This window comes from Thermoflexus sp., assembly GCF_042408365.1.
In the GTDB taxonomy this organism is placed as follows: Bacteria; Chloroflexota; Anaerolineae; order Thermoflexales; family Thermoflexaceae; genus Thermoflexus.
The window spans coordinates 1-20,790 of sequence record NZ_JBHOQJ010000073.1 but is presented as its reverse complement, the minus strand read 5'-3'; the positions used below and the strand labels follow the sequence as shown (position 1 = coordinate 20,790).

The window sequence follows — 20,790 nt, the reverse complement described above, 5'->3', positions numbered from 1 at the left end:
CTGAGCGAAGGGGGATAGGGGCTTCGTGGTCCGCCCCTATCCCCATCCCTGATGCATCTTTACGAACCGCTTCCGCCCAGCGAGGCCCCGCAATAGGGGCAATGTGTCCAGTCCGGCTGCACCGGACGTCCACACTGCGGGCAGCGGGCAGTCGGCGTCGGGGGCGCCGCCGGGCCGCTCGACCGTGTCACCTGCTGCACCACCCAGATCACCGCCGCAACGATCAGGCCCAGGAACAGCAGGGGGATCAACAGGCCGAGCAGCATCATCAGCCACCCCAACCCCCAGCCCATGCCGCCGAACCCCCAGCCCCAGCGGCCCATCATGGGGCAGCCCGGGCAGCCCCATCCCCAACCCCAAGCGGGACCCGTCAGGGCACCCAGAACGCCGATGAGCAGAACCAGGGCTCCGATCCCGACCAACACCCAGATCCAGTTCCGGATCATATTTCGCCTCCTAAAGTTTAAGTTGATCAGTAACGATTCCGCCGTTCTCGCGCAATGCCCATACGGATACAGGCGGTTTCCTCCTGAGGCTTTGGGGGCCTTCCGTCTCCTCACGAGAGCTGGTTTCCTCGCGAGGATTCTGGGAGCGAAGCCTTCCCCCTCCTCCTGCAAGGCTCCGAACGGCGTAACGCTAAAAGAGCTGGCCCCCGAACCCGCGCCGAAGGCTCCTCCCTGGGATTATGGGCCCAGGGAACCTTCGGATGCCAACCCGGATGACTGTCTGAGGATTCCTCTCAAAACATCGCTTTCGAGATCCTCTTTACGGGAAGGCCCGGCCCCCTTCGCCTCCTCCCCACGGCCTTCGAGCCGCGAGGAGGAGGCGAACTCCTGCCCTGAATGTTCCGAGACGGGCTCCGAGTCACTCGTGCCCTTCCTCGCGACCGTAAACCATTCGCAGGAAGTTCCCATGCCAAGTATGCACCCAGACCTGACCGGTTGAGCCGTGCACGCTGAGCATCCCGATGATCCGTCCATCCCGCAGGATGTGCAGCGTGTAATACCCATAGAAGGGATCCACTTCTTCATCGACGGCCGCTCCTGGCATTGCCTGGTCCAGGTAGGCCTGGGCCCGCTGGCGCGCTTCCTCGGGCGAGAGGCTCATCTCCCCGGAGGGGGAGAACCAGCCGCCCATCATCCCCATGCCCCACCCCATCATCCCGTAACGCGCATTCCACATCATGTTGGGGCCGGGCTCCGGATGAACTGCGCCGGTGTAGCGATCGATCAGAAGCTCGAAGGCATAACGGCCAGTGCTGCGCTCCCGAGCCTGGGCGTAAAAGTGATTGTCGAAGGCCATCACCTCCGCCAGCTCCAGATCCGGGTTCCCATACGCGGCGATGGCCTCCTGGGCGATGCGCACTGCCTCCTCATCCGAGATCGGTGCGCGGGCGGTCGACCCGGCGCCGGAGCCCCAGGTCCCGCCGATCATCGGACACCCTCCGAAAGGAAGCGTGCTCGTCGGCGGCCTGGAAGCGAAGGGCCCCCAGCCCCAACCGCCCATCATCGAGCCCATCCAGCCTGGGAATCGAGGCACGGCGGTCGGTGGGGATGTAACCCCGCGGCCCATCATGGGTCCCATCCAGCCTCGGCCCCAAAACCCAACCCCTGGGCCCGGGGTGGGTGTAGCAGCCAGGAGACGGGAATCCGCTTGCGCGATCCCCATGCGAACCATCCCCACACCCAGTAGCCCTAAGCCGAGCAGACCGGCCAAAATCCCGAGTCCAATCCAGATCTTCCACCGCTTCATTGCGACCTCCTTGTTCAGGCTTTTGTTTCCATCACGAATTCTGCCTGAGGGGTTTGAAGATCTTGTGAAGCTCCAAGGGAGAACTGATGAAGATTTTCTGGGTTTCTTCGTGGGGGCTTTTTGAGAGCGGAGCCCTTCCGCTGCCTCTCACGGGCCCCGAACGACGTAACCCCTAACTTAAAGCACGATGGAGGGGAAAAGGACACCTGTCGATCCGGATGGCAAGGTTCGCGATATCCTTCACGCAAAAAACGGGTCGAAGATCACTGGAGACCTCTATCTTTTCTATTACATTTAAGAATAGGGCGGTCCATCGTGAAGCCGGGACGGTCTGAGCCTCCGGATCCTTCGAGAAGTCGCAGGGTGGGGGCCGCGATGCAAGAGATGATCGAAATTCGATGGCACGGGCGCGGCGGGCAGGGGGTGGTGACGGCTGCCCGCTTGCTGGCCGAGGCGGCGATGGAGGCGGGCTATTTCATCCAGGCGTTCCCGGACTACGGCCCGGAGCGCAGCGGGGCGCCGATTCGAGCGTTCACCCGTCTGAGCCGCTCCCCGATTTCCATCCATTCCCAAGTACAATTCCCGGATCTCGTCATCGTCTTGGACGAGACCCTTCTCGGCGACCCGGCACTCCTGGAGGGGCTGAAGACGGAAGGCTGGTTGGTGGTAAACTCCGGATGGCCGCCCGAGCAGGTTCGACGCCGGGCCGGAGGCTACAGCGGCCGTCTGGCCCTTCTCGACGCCACCCGCATCGCTCTGGAGGTCCTTAAACGGAATCTCCCGAACACGCCCCTGTTGGGCGCCCTCGCCCGCGTGACAGGCCTTTTCTCTCTGGAAGATCTCACCCGCCATATCCGCCATCACCTCGCCGTCAAATTCGGCGAGGAGGTGGTCCGGGCCAACCTCGAGGCGGTGCGCCGGGGATTCGAAGAGGTGCGGATCGACCTCGGACAGAGCCTGTCGGCTGAGCGCCTCGTCGAAGCCGCTCCGAGCGGGATGGCCCTCCCCTGGTTCGAGCTGCCCCGGGGCGGTCTGATCTTAGACGCCGGGAACGCCATCGCTTACCGGACTGGGGATTGGCGGATGTTCCGGCCGGTCGTTGAGATGGGGAAATGCACGCATTGCCTCTACTGTTGGCTTTATTGTCCGGACGATGCGATCCGTGTAGCGGGCGGGCGGTTCTTGGGGTTCGACGAGGCCCATTGTAAAGGTTGTGGGATCTGCGCGGCCGTCTGCCCGCCGAAGGCGATCACGATGGTGGAGGAATCGCGCCTCGCGGTGACGGCATAAGGAGGCACGGGATGGGCCGATGGATGGCGCTGGAAGGCACGGAGGCGGTGGCCTACGCGATGAAACAGATCGCGCCGGACGTGGTGGCGGCGTATCCCATCACCCCGCAAACCGGGATCGTCCAAGCCTTCGTCCAGTTCGTGGCGGATGGGGAGGTGCACACGGAGTTCATCCAAGTGGAAAGCGAGCACAGCGCCCTGAGCGCCTGTGTGGGGGCTGCCGCAGCGGGCGCCCGGGCGATGACCGCCACCTCCTCCCAGGGGCTGGCCCTGATGTGGGAGATCCTTTACATCGCCGCCGCCATGCGGCTGCCGATTGTCATGCCTGTGGTCAACCGGGCGCTCTCCGCCCCCATCAACATCCACTGCGATCACTCGGATTCGATGGGTGCCCGGGATTCCGGGTGGATTCAGATCTACTCGGAGAACGCCCAGGAAGCTTACGACAACACCCTCCAAGCGATCCGCATCGCCGAACACCCCCAAGTCCGCCTGCCGGTGATGGTGATGCAGGATGGCTTCATCACCAGCCACGCGGTGGAGCGCGTGTGGATTGAGGATGACGATGCCGTGCGCGCCTTCCTGGGCCCTTACCAGCCGGCCTGTACCCTTCTGAACTTCGAACGCCCATTGACCTTCGGGGCTCTAGATTTTTACGACTATTACTTTGAGCACAAGCGCCATCAAGTGGAAGCCATGCGGCGCGCCAAGGGAGCGATTCTGGAGGTGGCGGAGGATTTCGCCCGGCGCTTCGGCCGTCGCTATGGCCTCTTCGAGACCTACCGGCTGGAGGATGCAGAGGTGGCCGTGGTGGTGCTGTCCTCCACCGCTGGGACAGCCCGGGTGGCGGTGGATAACTTGCGGCGCCTGGGATGGCGGGTCGGCCTGCTCAAGCCTCGAGTTTACCGTCCCTTCCCGGATTTCGAGATCGTTCAGGCCCTGCGGCACGTCCAGGCGATTGGAGTGATGGATCGGGCCATCGCCTTTGGGGCGATGGAGAACGGGGGCCCGCTATGGCTGGATATGCTGGCCGCCGCCTATCGCCACGGCTTGCAGATCCCGATCGCCAACTACGTGTTCGGGCTTGGGGGGCGGGACATCACGCCCTCGGAGATCGAAGGGATCTTCACCGATTTGATGCGGATCGCCGAACGCGGAACCGTCACCCGCCCGGTGACCTACGTGGGGGTCCGAGGCGAGGTCACCCTCCCCACCCCCGCGGAGTGGTCGCTTTGGATCCCAGAGGCCACCATCGCTGGGGATTAACGCTTGATCCACGAGGAGATGCGGTGGGGGGCGGAGAAAAATTCTTCGGAGGTTGGGGGCCGCCGAAGGTGGCCCCCAACCCCCGAAGACCACCAAGAAGACCCATGGGCCAAAGCATGGAGCATGGGGGGACGCCAATGGCTGCAACCCCACTCAATCTGAAAACCCTGTCTGAGAAGCGAACGCCGCTCTCCGGCGGGCATCGCCTGTGCGCCGGATGCGCGGAGGCGATCATCGTCAAACAAGTGCTGTTGGCCATTGACGACCCGGTCGTGGTGATCAACGGCACCGGCTGCCTGGAAGTTTCCACAACGATCTTCCCCTACACCGCATGGCGGGTGCCATGGATCCATGTGGCCTTCGAGAACACGGCGGCCGTGGCCGCTGGGGTTGAAGCGGCTTACCGCGCCCTGATCCGCCGTGGGGCTCTCCCCTCGGATCGCCGTGTGGTGTTCGTGGCCTTCGCTGGGGACGGCGGGACTTATGACATCGGCCTGCAGGCCCTCTCCGGCGCCTTAGAGCGGGGGCACAAATTCCTTTATGTGTGCTTGGACAACGAAGGCTATATGAACACCGGCATCCAGCGCTCCAGCGCCACCCCTCGGGGGGCTTGGACCACCACGACGCCGGTGGGATCGACGATGCCTGGGAAACCCCAGTGGCGGAAGGATCTCACAGGGATCATCGCCGCCCATCGGATCCCCTACGTAGCCCAGGCGGCTCCCTCCCATTGGAAGGACCTGATGTCCAAAGTGCGGAAGGCAGTCGCCGTAGATGGGCCGGCTTTTCTCAACGTCCTGGCGGATTGCAACCGGGGCTGGCGCCACGATCCGGCTTTAACCCTGGAGGTCACGCGGCTGGCAGTCGAGACCTGCTATTGGCCCCTCTTCGAGGTGGAGGAGGGGACGTGGCGGCTCAACCATCGGCCGCGCCGCAAACTTCCAATCATCGAATACCTGAAACTTCAGGGGCGCTTCGCCCACCTGCTCCGACCCGAACACCAGGATCTGGTGGCCGAGATTCAGGCGGAGGTGGATCGACGCTGGGAGGAATTGCTGCGTCGGTGCGGAGAACCGGTCTGATCGAACAAAGGCCTTTGGGATGGGGTGGTCCCTGAAGGCGAAACCCCCGCCCAAAAGCTGCCCGTCGGAGGTTTCGGGATGTTGGTGGCCCGTGACATTATGACCCCCAACCCGGTCACGGTTCGACCGGACGATCCACTGGGGGTAGCGGTGGAGAAGATGCGCGCCCGCCGTTGCCGTCGACTGCCGGTGGTGGAAGGAGACCGCCTGGTAGGGATCATCACCGACCGGGATGTGCGGCTGGCCCTGAATTCCCCCCTGGTGCTCCATGAGCGCCGCGAAGACCGATTGCTTTTAGAACACGTCCCGGTGCGGGCTTGCATGACGCCCGACCCCATCACCGTGTCACCGGATACCCCTGTGATCGAGGTCGTCCGTCTGATGCGGGATCATAAATTCGGAGGGGTGCCCGTAGTAGAGGAAGGACGCCTGGTGGGAATCATCACCGAGACGGATTTGATGGATCTTTTGATCCGCCTGCTGGAACACGGGATCGACGAGACCCGGTGGGCACAGATGTGGCGACACGGGAACCGTCACGCCCTTTCCATCCATGCTCAGGAACGCCCTTGAGTCGCCAACAGCGAAAGCGCCTCCAACCCCTGTTTTTACCTCCTGAGGCCGATGGGGGAAGGACAAGCAGCGCCATCCGGATGCCTCCGCACGCCTGTTATCGCCTCCGCTCTACGATTGCCTGTTGGCCCGCGCAAACGGGCGCTTCGCCCGACCCGTCTGCGTCTCCACCAGTGCTTCGCCCTTACATCTTTTCGGGGATCTTCGGGGGCTGGGGGCCATCGGCCCTCATATCCCAAAAGCTTAAGATGGACAAAGCGCTGGCTCGGCGAAACCGCAAGGGATCTTCCAGTCGATCTTCCTAAATCCTCGGGTTGTCGGGTCGGCCCGAGGGCGATGGGGAGCCTGGCGGATGCCTTTTCTCCGATTACAATCAATGAGAGCTGAGAGGAGGCCTTGCAATCCCAGATGTCGTGTGCGCGCTTCCTAAGAGGTAGCGAGCGCTCTTGCGACGCATCATCGAGAGGGGTTTCGCCCTTCCCTGGCCTTTTCATAACTTCGAGAACGGGCTTCGGAGGTCGATATGCACATTGGGATCCCGAAAGAGCGCCGACCAGAAGAATACCGTGTGAGCCTCACCCCCGCGGGGGTCGAGATGCTGATCCAAGCCGGCCACACCGTGTGGGTGGAGAGCGGCGCCGGCCTCGGCGCAGGATTCACAGATGAGGACTATCGCCGTGCGGGGGCCCAGATCGTATATTCCGGCCCGGAAGTTTATGGGCGAGCGGATTTGGTGGTGAAGGTTGCTCGGCCGACCCAGGAGGAGTTCGAATGGCTTCGGGAGGGCCAGGCCTTGATGGGTTTCCTCCATTTGGCCGCTGCCCGCCGGGATAAGATCGATTTGCTCCTGCGACGGCGGATCACGGCCATCGCTTACGAAACCGTGCAGACGGATGATGGGAGCCTCCCCATCCTGGCCCCCATCAGCGCCATCGCCGGACGGATGGCCGCCCACGTAGCGGCGACGTTGCTCCAAAACGATCGCGGCGGCAAGGGGATCCTGCTGGGCGGCGCCCCGGGCGTCCCGCCTGCCGAAGTGGTGATCTTGGGCGCCGGGGTGGTTGGATCCAACGCCGCCCGAGCCTTCGCCGGTATGGGGGCGAGCGTCTACGTGCTGGATAAAGACATCCGTCGGCTCCAGCGCTTGGAGGAGCTTTGCGGCGCCCAGGTCGTGACCATGATCTCCCATCCCTATAACCTGCGGAAGGTCGTCCGCTTCGCCGATGTCCTGATCGGGGCAGTGCTGGTGCCCGGCGCCCGCGCCCCTATCCTGGTCACCCGGGAGATGGTCCAGACCATGAAGCCACGCGCCCTCATCATGGACATCTCCATCGATCAAGGCGGATGCGTAGAGACGAGCCGTCCGACCACCCACCGCGATCCCACCTTCGTGGAGGAGGGCGTGATCCATTACGCGGTCCCGAACATGACCGGCGTGCTGGGGCGGACGGCGACCCATGCCCTGACGAACGCCCTGTGGCCGTTCCTGGAGGAGATCGCCCAGGTCGGGTTGGAAGAGGCCTTGGCCCGTAATCCCGCCCTGGCTCGCGGGGTCAACACCCGGGATGGCCGCGTGGTGCACCCTGAGCTGGCTCGGGTTCTGGCAATGGAAGCCTCAGTCCGTCAATAAGGAATCCGCTGCCCGGGAGGCCACGGATGTCATGGATGGAACTCTATCGTGAGAAGCTCATGACCGCTGAGGAGGCGATCCGCCGCTATATCCGATCCGGGATGCGGGTATTCCTTTCGGGGAACTGCGGCGTCCCACAGCGGTTGTTGGCCGCTCTGGTGGAACACGCCCCGAACCTGGAGAACGTGGAGATCGTCCAGGTCCTCACCGTGGGTCCCGCGGATTACGTCGCCCCGGGTATGGAGCGGCACATCCGCGTCAACACGCTTTTCATCAGTGACAACGTCCGCCGCGCCGTCCAGGAGGGCCGGGCCGATTTCACCCCGTGCTTTCTCTCCGAGATCCCCGGCCTGTTCCGCAGCGGCCGCCTGCCCCTGGACGTCGCCCTGATCCAGGTCTCCCCACCGGACGAGCATGGCTTCTGCTCCTTCGGGGTGGAGGTCGGGATCACGAAACCGGCGGCCCATGCCGCCCGCGTGGTGATCGCCGAGGTCAATGAGCACATGCCCCGGACCTTGGGCGATAGCTTCATCCACATCTCCCGGCTCACCGCTGTCGTCCCCGTCTCGTATCCGCTTCCCGAGATCCATATGGCCGAGCGATCCGAAGTCGCCCGGCGCATCGCGGAGCACATCGCCGCGATGATCCCCGACGGCGCCACCTTGCAGACGGGGATTGGAGCCATTCCCGATGCGGTGCTCCAGGCCTTGACGAACCATAAAGACTTGGGGATCCATACCGAGCTGTTCTCCGACGGGATCATCGATCTGGTGGAAAAGGGAGTGATCACAGGGGAACGGAAGACCCTTCACCCAGGGAAGATCGTGGCCGGCTTCATGCTGGGCACCCGGCGGCTTTACGAGTTCGTCCACGACAACCCGATCATCGAGCTGCATCCCACCGATTATGTCAACGACCCCTTCATCATCGCACAGAACGAACGCATGGTCGCCATCAACTCCGCCATCGAGGTGGATTTGACCGGCCAGGTCTGCGCCGACAGCATCGGCCACCTGTTCTACAGCGGGGTGGGCGGGCAGCTCGACTTCATCTACGGCGCCTCGCGGTCCCGCGGGGGGCTGCCCATCATCGCCCTCCCCAGCACAACCCGACTGAAGGATGGGACCGTGGTCAGCCGGATCGTGCCGATGCTCAAGCCGGGCGCGGGGGTGACCACCACCCGCAACCACGTCCGCTTCGTGGTCACGGAATGGGGGGTGGCGGATCTGTATGGCAAGACCATCCGCCAGCGGGCCCGCGCGCTCATCCAGATCGCCCACCCGGATTTCCGCGAGGAGCTGGAGCGCAAGGCTTACGAGCTGCGCTATCTGCGGGATGACGATTAGCGAAGGGATGGTCCGGACGAGGGGTGAGATGAAGCTGTGGACTCCGGTCGGTGGGAAGGCGATCGCAGCCGCTTTTCAAGCCCTAGCCCAACGGTTGCTGCAGCGAGCGTTTCGCCTCCCCCTGTTTTATAAAGTGCTGATCGCCAACACGCTCCTGGTCGCTGCAGGGGCGGTGGTCGGGACCACTTTGTCGTTCCGGGCCGGCCATGAATTGTCCGGGGAAGCCTATCACCGATGGCATTACATCTATATCTTCCTCTTTGCCATCGGGGGCACCGTTCTCAGCGCGTTGATTTACAGCGTGTTGTTGCGCTGGGCCTTGCGCCCCTTGGAGCAGCTCCAGAGGGCCGCGGAGATGCTCCACCAGGGCCGGATGGATGTTCGGGTCCCCGTTCATCCTTTCAGCGACAGGCAGATGGAACGGCTGGTGGAGACCTTTAACCGGATGGTGGAGACCATCGCCAGCAACAATGAGCGCCTGCACTGGCTCTCCCGGCAGATCCTCCAGGCCCAGGAGGAAGAACGAGCCCGCATCGCCCGGGAGCTTCACGACGAGGCCGCCCAATGGCTCACCTCTCTGCTGATCCGACAACGCCTGCTGATCCGCAATCTCCCCCCTCAGATGCGCCCGGAGGTTGAGGAGCTCCAGAAAATGACCGCGGCGGCCCTGGAGCATCTCCGTCGGATCGCGATGGAATTGCGGCCAGCGATCCTGGACGATCTGGGGCTGGTGGAGGCCCTCCGATGGCAAGCGGAGGAGTTCCAGAAGCAAACCGGGCTGCCCGTAAGGCTGGAGATCCATGGCCGCATCGCGCGTTTATCCCGAGAGGCTGAGCTGGCCCTCTATCGGGTCAGCCAGGAAGCCCTGACCAATATCGCTCGCCACGCGAGGGCCACCCACGTGGAGGTCACCCTGAATTGCACGGGAGAGTATCTCGAGTTGATCGTCGCCGACGATGGGATCGGCTTTGATCCGGAGGCGGTTCGTAAGTCCCGTCCCCGCTCCCTGGGCCTGATCGGGATGGCCGAGCGCCTCTCCCTGGTAGGCGGCGCGCTGCAGATCGAGTCCGCGCCCGGAAAAGGAACCCGCATCCGCGCCCGGGTCCCTGCCGGTGGACCTCAGTGTGTTCCCCAGGAGGTTATCCATGCATGGGTTGCAAAAGATCCGGATTCTGATCGCCGATGATCATCCGGTGCTCCGACGGGGCCTGAAGGCGCTGATCGAGGAGGAGCCGGATATGGAGGTGGTCGGGGAGGCCGGGAACGGCCTGGAAGCCGTACAGCTGGCGGAGCGGCTCCGGCCCGATGTGGTGATCATGGACATCTCCATGCCCGAGCTGGATGGCCTGGAGGCCACCCGGCGCATTCGGGAGCGCTCCCCCTCCACTCATGTCCTGATCCTGACCGTTCACGCCCATGAACGCTACCTCTTCCCGGTCCTCAAGGCCGGAGCCTCCGGCTACGTGCGGAAAACGGCTGCCGATGAGGAACTGATCGAAGCCATTCGGGTGGTGGCCCGAGGGGACGTCTTCCTTTACCCCTCCGCCACGCGAATGCTTCTCGACGATTATCTGGCCCAGGTGCGGGCCGGATATGAGAAAGATTCCTACGAGACCCTGAGCGATCGGGAGCGGGAGATCCTCCGCCTGCTGGCGGAGGGTTACACGAACGCCGAGATCGCTCAGAAGTTGAACCTCAGCGTCAAGACCGTGGAGACCTATCGGGCTCGAATTATGGAGAAGCTTCACTTGCGCACCCGCGCGGAGCTGGTGCGCTACGCTCTTCGCAAGGGGTTGATTTCCGAGGAGACGGCGTAACGTCGGGAGAAGAACCGACATCTCGGATAAAATGCCCGGGGCGCTCCCCATCGGGTAGTCACCCCTTCCCGGTAGCGGCGAGCTCCAAATGTCAAAGATTCAAAGGGGCTCCGCGATGAGGGAAATTGCCCGCACCCCACAAAGAAAATGACCATCGCCGAATGGAAGGACCAACTCCCCATGAGGCGCTTGAAGATTGAAGCGGACGGAACCGTACGCCTCCCCGAAGAGCTTCTCCACCGCCACAGGCTATCCGCAGGTCAGGAAGTGCTCGCGGAATCCCATGAAGATGGTTGGACCTTTCACCTCGTCCGACCGGACCTGCGCAAGGTCTATGTGGAAGCCACCGCTCTCTGCAACTTGAGCTGTGCCATCTGCATCCGTCAGGTCTGGCGGGAGCGCCCGGGCTCGATGGGCTGGGATCTCTTCGAGGAGCTCATCCGTCAGCTGCGGGCGTTCCCCGAGCTCCGCCGCCTCATCTTCGGAGGATTCGGAGAGCCTTTGGTCCATCCCCGCATCGTGGACATGGTCGCCCTGGCGCGGACTTTAGGGGTTGGCACAACCTTGACCACCAACGGTTTGCTCCTGGATCGCGCCATGGCCGGGGGGTTGCTGGAGGCTGGCCTGGATACCGTTGTGGTCTCTCTTGACCCCGCCCATCTCCAGGCGTACCGCCAGGCCGATCTGACGGACGGGCTGGACCGCGTGCTCGATAACATCCGCGGTCTACGGGCGCTGGCCCAGGAGCGCGGCCGTCTGGTTCCCCGGATCGGATTGGAGTTCGTGCTCACCCGGGATAGCCTCCCGGATATGCCGGAGGTGCCGCGGCTGGCCCAGGCGTTAGGGGCCTCCTTCGTCCTGATCACCCACTTGCTTCCCCATACCGCCGATCAGGCCCGGGCGATCCTCTATGATCGCGAGGAGCCCCTCCCCTCGCCCCCCGGCTGGCCGGTCCGTGGAGCGGACTGGCTGATCTGGGGGCTCGCCCGAATGCCGCGCTCCCGATGGGGGGCATGGCGCCGATGTCGGTTCGTCGAAGAGCGGGCGGTTGCGATCCGTTGGGATGGCGGAGTGAGCCCCTGTTACGCCCTGATGCATTCTTACCCTTACTACATCTACGGCCGCCGCAAGGAAGTCACCGCCTACATTCTGGGGTTCATCCAGGAGCGCCCCCTGGCGGAGATCTGGGGCTCGGAGGAGTATGTGCGGTTCCGGGCGAAGGTACGGGCTTTTCGTTTCCCTTCGTGCGTGGATTGTGGGATGGCGTGCGATTACGCAGCGCGCAACGAGGATTGCTGGGGGAACACCCCTTCCTGCGCCGATTGCCTCTGGGCTCAGGACATCGTGCGATGTCCTTGAAAGACCCGCACCCCACAAAGAAACATAAAAGGGTTGGGGAAGCTGCCGAAGGCAGCTTCCCCCACCCTTGCCATTCGACACTGGAAGGTTTCACTTCTCAACGGGCTCCCCGGCTTTCTGCCAGCCCATGATGGCGGGGGTGAAGTTGCGGACGTTGTTATAGCCCAACAGTTGCAGCGCCGCCGTCGCCATCCCCGCCCGATGCCCCGTCCGACAGTAAACCACCACCGGCTTGTCCTTCGGCAGCTTGTCCAGATTCTTCGCCAGCGTCCGAAGCGGAATGTTCACCGCCCCAGGGATATGACCCTCCCCATACTCGTTCGGCTCCCGCACATCCACCAACACCACATTCCCCGCCGCCAACATGTCCTTCAACGCCTCCACCGTCCCCACCGTGTAATACTTGTCCGGGATCCCGCTCAGGAACTTGTCGATAACGGCCCGAAGGTCCAACGCCACCTTCGTCGGCGTGGGCGGGACTGGGGTCGGCGCGACCGTGGGGGTTGGCGGCACGACCGCAGGCGTTGGCGCAACAGCAGGCCCGCAGGCCGCTAACAACAAAGCGAAAACCGTGAGAAGGATCCACATCGTGCGCTTCATGGCCATTCCTCCCTTATAGGGGATATGGGTCATCGTTCATCCCGCAGCCTCGTCGCCGGTTAAAGCCAAGGGCTCCTCCGCGGCCTCCGGGATCGCCTCCTTCACCTCGATCACATAAGGCGGTTCAGGAGGCAGGGAGGCCAGCCACAGGGGATGCTCCATGCGAGCGTATTCTTCGGTTACATACCCGGTTGTCATCGCGGGCAGCGCGTCGTAAACGAACGTGAAATAGATGTGCCCGATGGTGAGCACAGCCATCACCGCCATCGAGAGGTCGTGAACGATCGTGGCCGCCACCAGGCCAGCAGGTCCCAACGACCCTTTCCCCAGCCACAGAACGAGGCCGGAGCCGGAGACCGTAACATAGGAAATAATGGTGAGGGCGTGGTGGATCTTCTGGCCTGCGTTGATCCGCCCCTGAGGGGGCAGGTGGGAGGTCCGGCCCAGGAAATACGCAGGGAAGCCTTTCAGCCACTCGAAGTCCTGCCGGGTGTAAGTGAAGGAATCACGGACCAGATCTTTCAGCCCTTTGAAGTCGATGAGCGCATAGAGAACGGGGGTGAGGAGGAAGACGATCGCGGCCGCCCGGTGCAACAACCGGGAGAACCCTCCCGCAGCCAGGAACGACAACGGAGGCCAGATCAACGCCAGGCCCGTGATGAGCAAGACGAAGAAGGCGGCCGCGTGGAGCCAGTGCACCACCCGCTGTCCCAGACGATAGCGCAGCACCCATCGGGTTGTTTGGGAGGCCATCTCCCTTACCCCCTTTGAGCTTCACGAGGTTGAGAAACGGATCCGTTGTTTCCAGCCCCTGCCTGCCTTTCCTCCAGATGGCGGCGGCGGGCGATGAAGAAGGCGATCCCGCTGGTGAGGAGGCTGAGGGCCAACGCGCCCAGGCTGAGCGGTTGGACGCCGCCCTTCCAGAGGGCAAGCGGCGGTGCTTTCGGCTGCGCCGGCAGGCCCAAGACCTCGGGAGGGGCGGTGAGGATCATGACGGCTCCTAACCCGCCCATCTGGGTCTCGCCGTAGATCTGAGCGTCCGGATAACGATCCCGGAGCAAGGCCACCCGCGCCCGCGCCTCGGCGAGGATCTCCTCGCGGGGGCCGCATCGCAGAGCGCCCGCCGGGCACGTCTGAACGCACCAGGGCTCCCTCCCTGAACGGACCAAATCGATGCAGGAAGCGCACTTGGAAACCCGTCCGTCCACGATCCGAGGGACCCCAAAGGGACAGACCTCCACGCAGTAACCGCATCCGCTGCACCGCTCGAAATCCACCAGCGTGAAGCCATCCTGCTTGTAAAGGGCCTTCGTGGGGCAAACCGCCACGCATGCGGCATCGGTGCAGTGGAGGCACCGATGGGGAACGAACGCCCCACGGAGCTCCGGGAAGCGCCCCCACACCACCTCATGGATCTCAATCCAGCGCTCCCCGGGCAGAAGCTCCCGCCCTGCTTTACAGGCGATCACACAGGCCTGGCAACCCAGGCACCGGCCGGTGTCGATCAGCATCGCCAGTCGAGCCACGTCATGCCTCCCGGATCACGCGAACAAAGTTCACCCGCATCCCGGCGCCGCCGGAGATCGGATCCAGGCGGTAGCGGGTGATCAGCATGTTATCGCTGGCCCCACGCCCCTCCGCCCGACTGAGCCGCGAGCCACGATGGCCGAAGCCGTGAACGAGGTAGACCGCATCCTTACGGATGCGCGGGGTCGCCCGCACCCGGACCGGGCCGCTGCGCACTCCATCCTGGTTCTCCAGGAACACGCGATCCCCGCTCTTCAGCCCCAATGTCGCGGCGGCCTCCTCGTTGATCCACACTTCGTTCTCCGGATAAACCTCCGCCAGCCACGGGTTGTTCTGTGTCTTGCCGAAGGTGTGAAGAGGGTGACGACCGTAAAGCAGGCGGAAGCAGCCCGGCGGCGGCTCCTCGACCGGCTCGTACTTCGGGAGGGGATCCAACCCGGCCCGGGCCAGGGCCTCCGAATAGATCTCGATCTTCCCGCTGGGGGTGGGGAACGGCGTCTCCCCCTCGCCGTAATCCTCCAGATAAGGCTTCCCGGACCAGGCGAAAACCCCTCCCTCCTCCCGGAGCCTGTCCAGAGAGAGCCCGACGGAGCCCAGGCGTGTGTTGAGGTATTCCTCGATGTCCGACCACGAGAAGTAATCCGCCAGGCCCAGCCGCAGCCCAAGTTCCCGCGCGATCCACCAGCCGGGCCGGGTGTCCGGTAAGGGTTCCACCGCGGGCTCCCGCAGGGCGACATACGGGGTGCGATGGGAAGCCACCCACAGCTCGTCGTAGCGCTCCAGGAAGGTGGCCTCCGGCAGGATGATATCCACCCAGGCCAGATGCTCTTGAGGGAGCACATCGATCGCCAGCACAAACTCCAAGCGCTTCAACGCCTCAACGGTTCGCGGGACGTTCGGGATCGAATGGAAGAGGTTGACCCCATAGACCACCAGGCCGCGGATGGGATAGGGCTGGCCGGTGATCATGGGCTCGATCAGCTCCTGGATGACCACCGGGCCTGTGGCGAACTTGCTTCCCACCCCATCCGCCCGAGGGGGATGGCCAGGCGCGTCGGGGATTTTGAGGCCAGCGGCTGCTGCCCCGCATCCCCCAGCGGCCACCTCCACCGGGAAGGGGGGATGTGGATAGGGATCCAGGGCAGGAGCCCGGGGGATGTAAAACCCCCCGGGCCGGCCGTAGTTCCCCAGCAACACGTTCAGGATGCAGAGCGCCCGCATCCGCTGGGTGTCGTTGCCATACCAGACCACATGACGCCCCGGAGGAACGACGGCCCGCGGCCGATGGGCGGCCATCTCCCGAGCCACCTCCCGGATCACCTCCGCCGGGAGCTCAGTGATCGGCGCCGCCCATTCCGGCGTGAACGGCCGGATGTGCTCGGCCAGCCGCTCAAAGCCAACCGTGTATTTCTCGATGTATTCCCGATCGTAGAGGCCCTCGGTGATTAAGACGTTCATCCAGGCCAGGAAGAGGGCGGTATCCGTCCCCGGCTTGATCGGGAGCCACCGATGGGCCTTCATTGCCGCGGTGGAGTAACGGGGATCCACCACCACCAGCTTGGCGCCCCGGGCCAGGGCCCCGGCGAAATCCTGCATCATCGTGTTATGGGCGTTCTCCCCGATATGGTTCCCGATGAGGACGATGTAGCGGGTGTTCTCCCAATCGACCGGCTCATGGCCCCCAAAGCCCCGGCCGAAGGTGATCTGGGCGGCGATCTCCCGCGGGGTCAGACAGAGGCCGGTTGCTGGCTTGCCCACATTGGGGCTCCCGAACGCCAGGGGCAGATAGTCCCCGAACCAGAAATCCCCCGTCGTATGGGCGAACCAGGCCACCGATTCCGGGCCATACTGATCCCGCAGGCGGGCCAACGCCTCCGCGGCCCGATCCAGCGCCTCCTCCCAGGTCGCCTCCCGGAAGGACCACGTGCCCCGCTCCCCGGTGCGGATCAGCGGCCGGCGCAGGCGATCGGGATCATACAGATGGGCGACCGCGGCCTGGCCCCGTCCGCAAAGACGGCCGCGGCTCTTCGGATCCTTCGGGTTGCCTTCCACCTTGACCACACGGCCGTTCACGGTGTAGACCAGCATCCCGCAGCGCCACATGCACATGTCGCAGTAGTTGTAAGTCACCCGAACCTCATCCCCTCGATACCACGGCCATCGAATCGAGCGGGTCCGCAGGAAACCCAGCACCGGCTCCCCCACACGGGAGAGCCCTGCCCAGACGCCCGTGAAAGCGCCCAACCGTCGCAAGAACTCCCGACGGGTTAGCGTCATTCGAAACCTCCGGAACTCAGATCACGCTCAGGGGTTCGAACCCTGCGCCGGATTCGCGCTGAGCAACCCCTCCCGCTCCATCGCCCGACGGACCAAGCAGAGAACCGTCGCCATCCACTCCTCATCCAGGCGATCCCGCGGGGTGCTCGCACAGGCGCCCGCTTCCCAGAGCGCGGCCCGATAGGCCTTCGGGGCGGCAGGCGGCAACAGCACCACGATACGCAACGCGGGGTTCAACTCGAACAGACGAGGGATCAAAGAAAAAGCGATCTCCCGTTCCCATTCCCAATCCAGCAGCAACAGCGTCGCCGGATGGGTGGAGAGTTTCTCCTCAAGCTGTGGGAGGTCCTTCACCTCGTCGACTACCACCGGCCACGGGAGAAGCTCGGTGGCCGCCTCGGCGATCCGCCTCATGGTCTGGCCGAACACCGGGGAAGCGATCGCCAAAAGCACCCGCAAGACCATGGTTTGCTCCCAACGCAGGGTAAGGTCGGTCGCCCGAAATCCTTGCTCACCCTGAGTATCGCCAGCCCCCGTCCTCCTGGCATCCATAAATCCCATGACACTCAGGCTGGGGATTCCCCTGTTCCATCATGCGGAAAACCCTGACGAGGCGAGGAGGCACTCCCTGAAGGATTAGGAGGAGATCGAGACGGACTGCGCTCTTTCAGAAAGCGGGCTTTCCAGATATGAGGGGCCAGGGGTTCTTTCATGGGTTGAAAAGCACCCACTGCTTTGTCCATCCCGGTTTTTGGATATGCAAAGGGGGATGCCGATGGTTCTCTCCCCGCGGCCCAAAGGGCTGCGGGGAGGGGGATCGAGACAAATCTTCGGGGAAACTTCCTGAAAACAGATTCGGTGCTATTCAACACTCAAGTGTGGAAGAAGCGCTGTCGCTTGATCTATGAACTCGGCTCAAAACTCCACTTCTGGGGTGCTTTCTTGCAGGAAAATTGAACAAGGCCAAAAATTGTGGTGGATGAAATATGGGGGACGAGATTTCGGGCAGAACGCCGGGAATAGGAGCGAGCGGCATGCGTGCCCGCACCCTGTGGGAGAGCTTTGGCTTCGCGTTTGCCGGATTGCGCTACGCCTGGCGGACCCAGCGGAATCTACGGATCCATGCGGCGATCGCGGCAGCTGTGGCGGTTCTGGCGATGTTATTCCGGTTCGATGCCCTTCGCTGGGCCATCCTGATCCTCACGATCGCTATGGTCTGGGCCGCGGAGCTGCTCAACACCGCCTTGGAGGCGATCGTGGACCTGGCCAGCCCCTCCCCCCACCCGCTGGCCCGCATCGCCAAGGATGTATCCGCTGGGATGGTCATGCTGTGCGCGATGGCATCCATCTTGATCGGCCTGGCCCTCTTCGGTCCGCCTTTATGGGCACTAGTGACCCGATGAGCAACGGATGGAGGATTCTCCCATGCGCTCTTTCCCCTCAGTCCTCACTGCGGAAGGGAGATCCCAGATCCAAAGCCCGATGATGGTGAGATTAGCCGGATCTCCCGCTCGATCTCCAGCCCGTGGGATCCAAGCGCGCTGGGGGTGGGTCGCGCTCTTTATGCTGATCTTCGCCTTTTACATCCCCGTGCTCTCCGTCGGTTTTTTCTCCGACGACCTTCTGTTCTCCGCCATCACATCCCGTGACCCCCTTGACCTCTTTCAGGGCGTACAGGGGCTCCTGCACTACCGACCGCTTTCGATGTTGTTGTTCTGGTCGATGCAGCGATGGTTCGGCTACAGCCGTGCAGCTTTTCATTTCCTCACCCTGAGCCTGCATATGCTGAACACCGCCCTGCTCTACCCCATCCTCCGGCGCCTGGGTGCCTCCCGCTTCATCTCCCGAAGCGCCTCCGTGCTGTTCGGCCTCCTCCCCTTCGCCCATGAGCCCATCGCCTTCCTGATGGGGTCCGTTCACAGCCTTAGCCTGCTCTGGTTATTGGTTGCTACAGTCCTGATCCTCCGGCCCGGACCGCAGACGACGTGGAGGAGGATCCTTCTGGCCCTCGGGGCCTATCTGGCGGCGATCCTCTCCCACGAAACGGGCATCGTCTGGCCGGCGTGGCTGCTGGGGATTGCCGGAATACATCGGGGCCGGTTTCCTGCCCTCCGCCTCGTGATCCCCCTCAGCTTCGCAGCGGGAATCGCCTACTTTCTCCTCTGGCGCACGCTCCCCCGGGGGGATCCCGGGGTCCTGGCCCTGCCGATCTTCACCCTGGAGAGCAGCCTCTATGCCATGCAGGGTTGGTTGTATCCCTTGGGGCCGCTCCTCGGCGGGTTGTGGGATTCCCTGTTCGGATCCCGACCGATCCTCCTGCGGGGGCTGCGGCCGGAGGATTGGGCTTTCCTGACCCTTGGGTTTGGAATCACCATCGGGATGCTCCTAGGGGCCCGGCCTCGATGGACCGTTCCGGTGGGTCTCTGGGGGTTCGTGCTCAGCATTACCCCCGCACTGCTCTTCTGGGGTCCCGCCTCGGGGATGATGAACTACCCACGGATGTTGCTGATCCCGGGCATCTGGAGCGTGCTGGCCTGGTCAGGCGTTCTGGGCGGGATCCGGCGCCAAGGTACGTGGGGCAGCATCCTCGCTGGAGGGATCCTGGGGAGCACTTTGACGCTCTCCGGCCTCTTCCTCGTCAGCTCTCTGGGCTACTATCAGGATGCGACCGTTATCCTGCAGGGGATGGCTCAGGCCGCACGGGAAGCCGGAGAGCGTCCGCTCCTTTTCGTGAACCTTCCTTACAATGTAGGCTATCGCTGGTTTCGGGCCCGTTATTATCCTTATCATTACGGAGGAGCAGGCGCGGTGCTGATCACCGACGATCGACAGTTGGCCTGGTATATCCGGATCAATGGCGGACCGGACTTGACGGACCGTCCGAGGGAGTGGGTACGGAGCGCGCGGATGGACGCGTTGTATCCGAACTGGTTTACTCCCGCCTCCCCGATGGGCTTCTCCGAGTTGCGGGAAGCCTTAACCGAGCGCGCCGTCTACGTGTTCCAAGAGGACCTCTCCTGGATCCCACTGCATCGGATCTGGCAGGTGAACGGAACTCCGGACGAAGGCACGATCCGGGAACAGGGGTTTAACCCGTTGGATCCGGCGCCGCGCTTCGATGGTCGGATTGTGTTGCGGGGTTGGCAGGTGGAGACGAGGACAGGGGAATTGCTTTTGCTCTGGGAAGCGCAGGCCACCCCCGGCCGCCGCTGGCAGGTTTTCGTCCATCTATTGGATCCAGAAGGGAGGCTCATCGGCCAGGCCGATGGGCCAATGGCCGGTGGTCTGGCCCCCACAGACGCGTGGCGTCGGGGGGATCGGGTGATCGACCGGCATCCTCTCCCGGTGGGCATACGGCCGGCCGCGTTCCGGGTTGGGCTTTACGATCTGAACAGCGGGGAACGAGCCGTGGTGGAATGGGAAGGGGAGCTCCCAGCCGACCGCAGCGTGCTTCTCCCGGCGGCGATCGGGCCCTGAGGGCTCGATCCCGCCCATCCTTCCGGCGGCGAACCACGCCACGCGCTCACATCCACATAACCCTCCACGGGGTGCATCCAGTGGCAGTCCCCCTAACATGTGGGGCGGACCTCCCCCAGGGGATCGGGGACGGAGCCCTCCTCGCCCTCTCGCGAGCCCCAAGCGGCGTCACTCCGGTTCGGTGGGGTGTGGTCACAGGATGGGGCACCCATGTCGGGGCGCCCCGACATGGGTGCCTTCGAGGGGGCGGGTTGTCCGCATTCTCCAGGCCGTCGGATCGCTCACACCCTTCGGGGAAACCACCCACGAAGCGGAGTTACCATAATCCCCACTCCGCCAGCGCGTCCTCTTCCATCATAGAAGGATCCCACATCTCCATCCCCAGGATCACCTTTGTCGGCCGGCCCGTGACCTGCTCCGTCACATATCGCACCTGCTCCAGGAGATAGGGGCCTGCCGGGCAGAAGGGCGTGGTGAGGATCATCGTGATTTGAACGAGATCCGGCTGGATCTCAATGTTCCGGATCAGACCCAACTGGACCACGTTCATCCCAATTTCCGGGTCAACGACCGAGCGAAGGGACTCTCGGATTCGTTGGATTAGCTCCTCTTGGGATTCCTGGGGGGCAGAAGGAGAGGTTGCATCCGGGATCGTTCCGCTCATCCGTCGCCTCCTGAAGGCTGGAAGTGTTTGTTTCGTGAAGGGACCAATAGCCCCGTCACTCTACCCCTCCTCGCAGCTTGAAAGGCTGCGAGGGGGAGGAAACCCTTCGGGGGTTGGGGGCCGCTCAAGGC

The 20,790-nt window shown here is 63.7% G+C and carries 19 protein-coding genes; 11 read left to right on the top strand and 8 right to left on the bottom strand.

Annotation, left to right across the window (positions count from 1 at the left end):
- Window positions 1-59: 59 nt before the first annotated feature.
- A complete protein-coding gene (locus ACFMO5_RS03260; protein ID WP_376791335.1) occupies window positions 60-446 on the bottom strand; it encodes a zinc ribbon domain-containing protein in 387 nt (128 codons plus the stop codon).
- Between the two features lie 418 nt (window positions 447-864).
- On the bottom strand, window positions 865-1,434 hold the full coding sequence (locus ACFMO5_RS03255) for a hypothetical protein (RefSeq protein ID WP_376791334.1): 570 nt from the start codon (window positions 1,432-1,434) through the stop codon (window positions 865-867).
- Window positions 1,435-2,127: 693 nt separating this feature from the next.
- Between ACFMO5_RS03255 and ACFMO5_RS03250 the strand changes: the two genes are divergently transcribed.
- From ACFMO5_RS03250 to ACFMO5_RS03210, 9 genes are all read left to right on the top strand, one after another.
- Window positions 2,128-3,042 carry a 2-oxoacid:acceptor oxidoreductase family protein gene (locus ACFMO5_RS03250; RefSeq protein WP_376791333.1) on the top strand — a complete coding sequence of 305 codons (915 nt, stop codon included), beginning with the start codon at window positions 2,128-2,130 and terminating at the stop codon, window positions 3,040-3,042.
- An 11-nt stretch (window positions 3,043-3,053) separates the two neighbouring features.
- Window positions 3,054-4,307, top strand: a complete 1,254-nt coding sequence (gene porA / locus ACFMO5_RS03245; protein WP_376791332.1) for a pyruvate ferredoxin oxidoreductase — start codon at window positions 3,054-3,056, stop codon at window positions 4,305-4,307.
- 137 nt (window positions 4,308-4,444) lie between these two features.
- The gene (locus tag ACFMO5_RS03240; protein WP_376791331.1) at window positions 4,445-5,389 is read left to right on the top strand and encodes a thiamine pyrophosphate-dependent enzyme; all 945 of its coding nucleotides are present in this window, start codon (window positions 4,445-4,447) and stop codon (window positions 5,387-5,389) included.
- A 78-nt stretch (window positions 5,390-5,467) separates the two neighbouring features.
- Window positions 5,468-5,962 carry a CBS domain-containing protein gene (locus tag ACFMO5_RS03235; RefSeq protein WP_376791330.1) on the top strand — a complete coding sequence of 165 codons (495 nt, stop codon included), beginning with the start codon at window positions 5,468-5,470 and terminating at the stop codon, window positions 5,960-5,962.
- A gap of 523 nt (window positions 5,963-6,485) precedes the next feature.
- Window positions 6,486-7,592 (top strand): alanine dehydrogenase, encoded by a 1,107-nt coding sequence (gene ald / locus ACFMO5_RS03230; RefSeq protein WP_376791329.1) that lies wholly within the window; start codon window positions 6,486-6,488, stop codon window positions 7,590-7,592.
- Between the two features lie 35 nt (window positions 7,593-7,627).
- Complete coding sequence (locus ACFMO5_RS03225; protein WP_376791342.1) at window positions 7,628-8,938, top strand: acetyl-CoA hydrolase/transferase family protein; 1,311 nt, start codon at window positions 7,628-7,630, stop codon at window positions 8,936-8,938.
- Window positions 8,939-8,966: 28 nt separating this feature from the next.
- Window positions 8,967-10,124, top strand: a complete 1,158-nt coding sequence (locus ACFMO5_RS03220; RefSeq protein WP_376791328.1) for an ATP-binding protein — start codon at window positions 8,967-8,969, stop codon at window positions 10,122-10,124.
- The gene (locus ACFMO5_RS03215; protein ID WP_376791327.1) at window positions 10,084-10,755 is read left to right on the top strand and encodes a response regulator; all 672 of its coding nucleotides are present in this window, start codon (window positions 10,084-10,086) and stop codon (window positions 10,753-10,755) included. The genes ACFMO5_RS03220 and ACFMO5_RS03215 overlap by 41 nt, the downstream gene beginning before the upstream one ends.
- A 180-nt stretch (window positions 10,756-10,935) precedes the next feature.
- Window positions 10,936-12,114: a radical SAM protein gene (locus ACFMO5_RS03210; RefSeq protein ID WP_376791326.1), complete on the top strand. Its 1,179-nt coding sequence runs from the start codon at window positions 10,936-10,938 to the stop codon at window positions 12,112-12,114.
- A 90-nt stretch (window positions 12,115-12,204) separates the two neighbouring features.
- On the opposite strand, the gene ACFMO5_RS03205 is transcribed toward ACFMO5_RS03210, so the two are convergent.
- Genes ACFMO5_RS03205 through ACFMO5_RS03185 form a run of 5 tightly spaced genes read right to left on the bottom strand, consistent with a single transcriptional unit; the run spans window position 12,205 to window position 16,983 of the window.
- The gene (locus ACFMO5_RS03205; protein ID WP_376791325.1) at window positions 12,205-12,714 is read right to left on the bottom strand and encodes a rhodanese-like domain-containing protein; all 510 of its coding nucleotides are present in this window, start codon (window positions 12,712-12,714) and stop codon (window positions 12,205-12,207) included.
- Between the two features lie 36 nt (window positions 12,715-12,750).
- Window positions 12,751-13,467 carry a formate dehydrogenase subunit gamma gene (locus tag ACFMO5_RS03200; RefSeq protein ID WP_376791324.1) on the bottom strand — a complete coding sequence of 239 codons (717 nt, stop codon included), beginning with the start codon at window positions 13,465-13,467 and terminating at the stop codon, window positions 12,751-12,753.
- Between the two features lie 5 nt (window positions 13,468-13,472).
- Entirely contained in the window at window positions 13,473-14,240 is a 768-nt protein-coding gene (locus tag ACFMO5_RS03195; protein ID WP_376791323.1) for a 4Fe-4S dicluster domain-containing protein, read from the bottom strand.
- A gap of 1 nt (window position 14,241) precedes the next feature.
- A complete protein-coding gene (locus ACFMO5_RS03190) occupies window positions 14,242-16,518 on the bottom strand; it encodes a molybdopterin-dependent oxidoreductase (RefSeq protein WP_376791322.1) in 2,277 nt (758 codons plus the stop codon).
- 27 nt (window positions 16,519-16,545) lie between these two features.
- Complete coding sequence (locus ACFMO5_RS03185; RefSeq protein WP_376791321.1) at window positions 16,546-16,983, bottom strand: hypothetical protein; 438 nt, start codon at window positions 16,981-16,983, stop codon at window positions 16,546-16,548.
- A gap of 569 nt (window positions 16,984-17,552) precedes the next feature.
- On the opposite strand from ACFMO5_RS03185, the gene ACFMO5_RS03180 reads away from it, so the two are divergent.
- On the top strand, window positions 17,553-17,921 hold the full coding sequence (locus tag ACFMO5_RS03180; RefSeq protein ID WP_376791320.1) for a diacylglycerol kinase family protein: 369 nt from the start codon (window positions 17,553-17,555) through the stop codon (window positions 17,919-17,921).
- Between the two features lie 79 nt (window positions 17,922-18,000).
- A complete protein-coding gene (locus ACFMO5_RS03175; RefSeq protein ID WP_376791319.1) occupies window positions 18,001-19,995 on the top strand; it encodes a hypothetical protein in 1,995 nt (664 codons plus the stop codon).
- Window positions 19,996-20,311: 316 nt separating this feature from the next.
- On the opposite strand, the gene ACFMO5_RS03170 is transcribed toward ACFMO5_RS03175, so the two are convergent.
- Window positions 20,312-20,659 (bottom strand): metal-sulfur cluster assembly factor, encoded by a 348-nt coding sequence (locus ACFMO5_RS03170; RefSeq protein ID WP_376791318.1) that lies wholly within the window; start codon window positions 20,657-20,659, stop codon window positions 20,312-20,314.
- Window positions 20,660-20,790 lie beyond the last annotated feature (131 nt).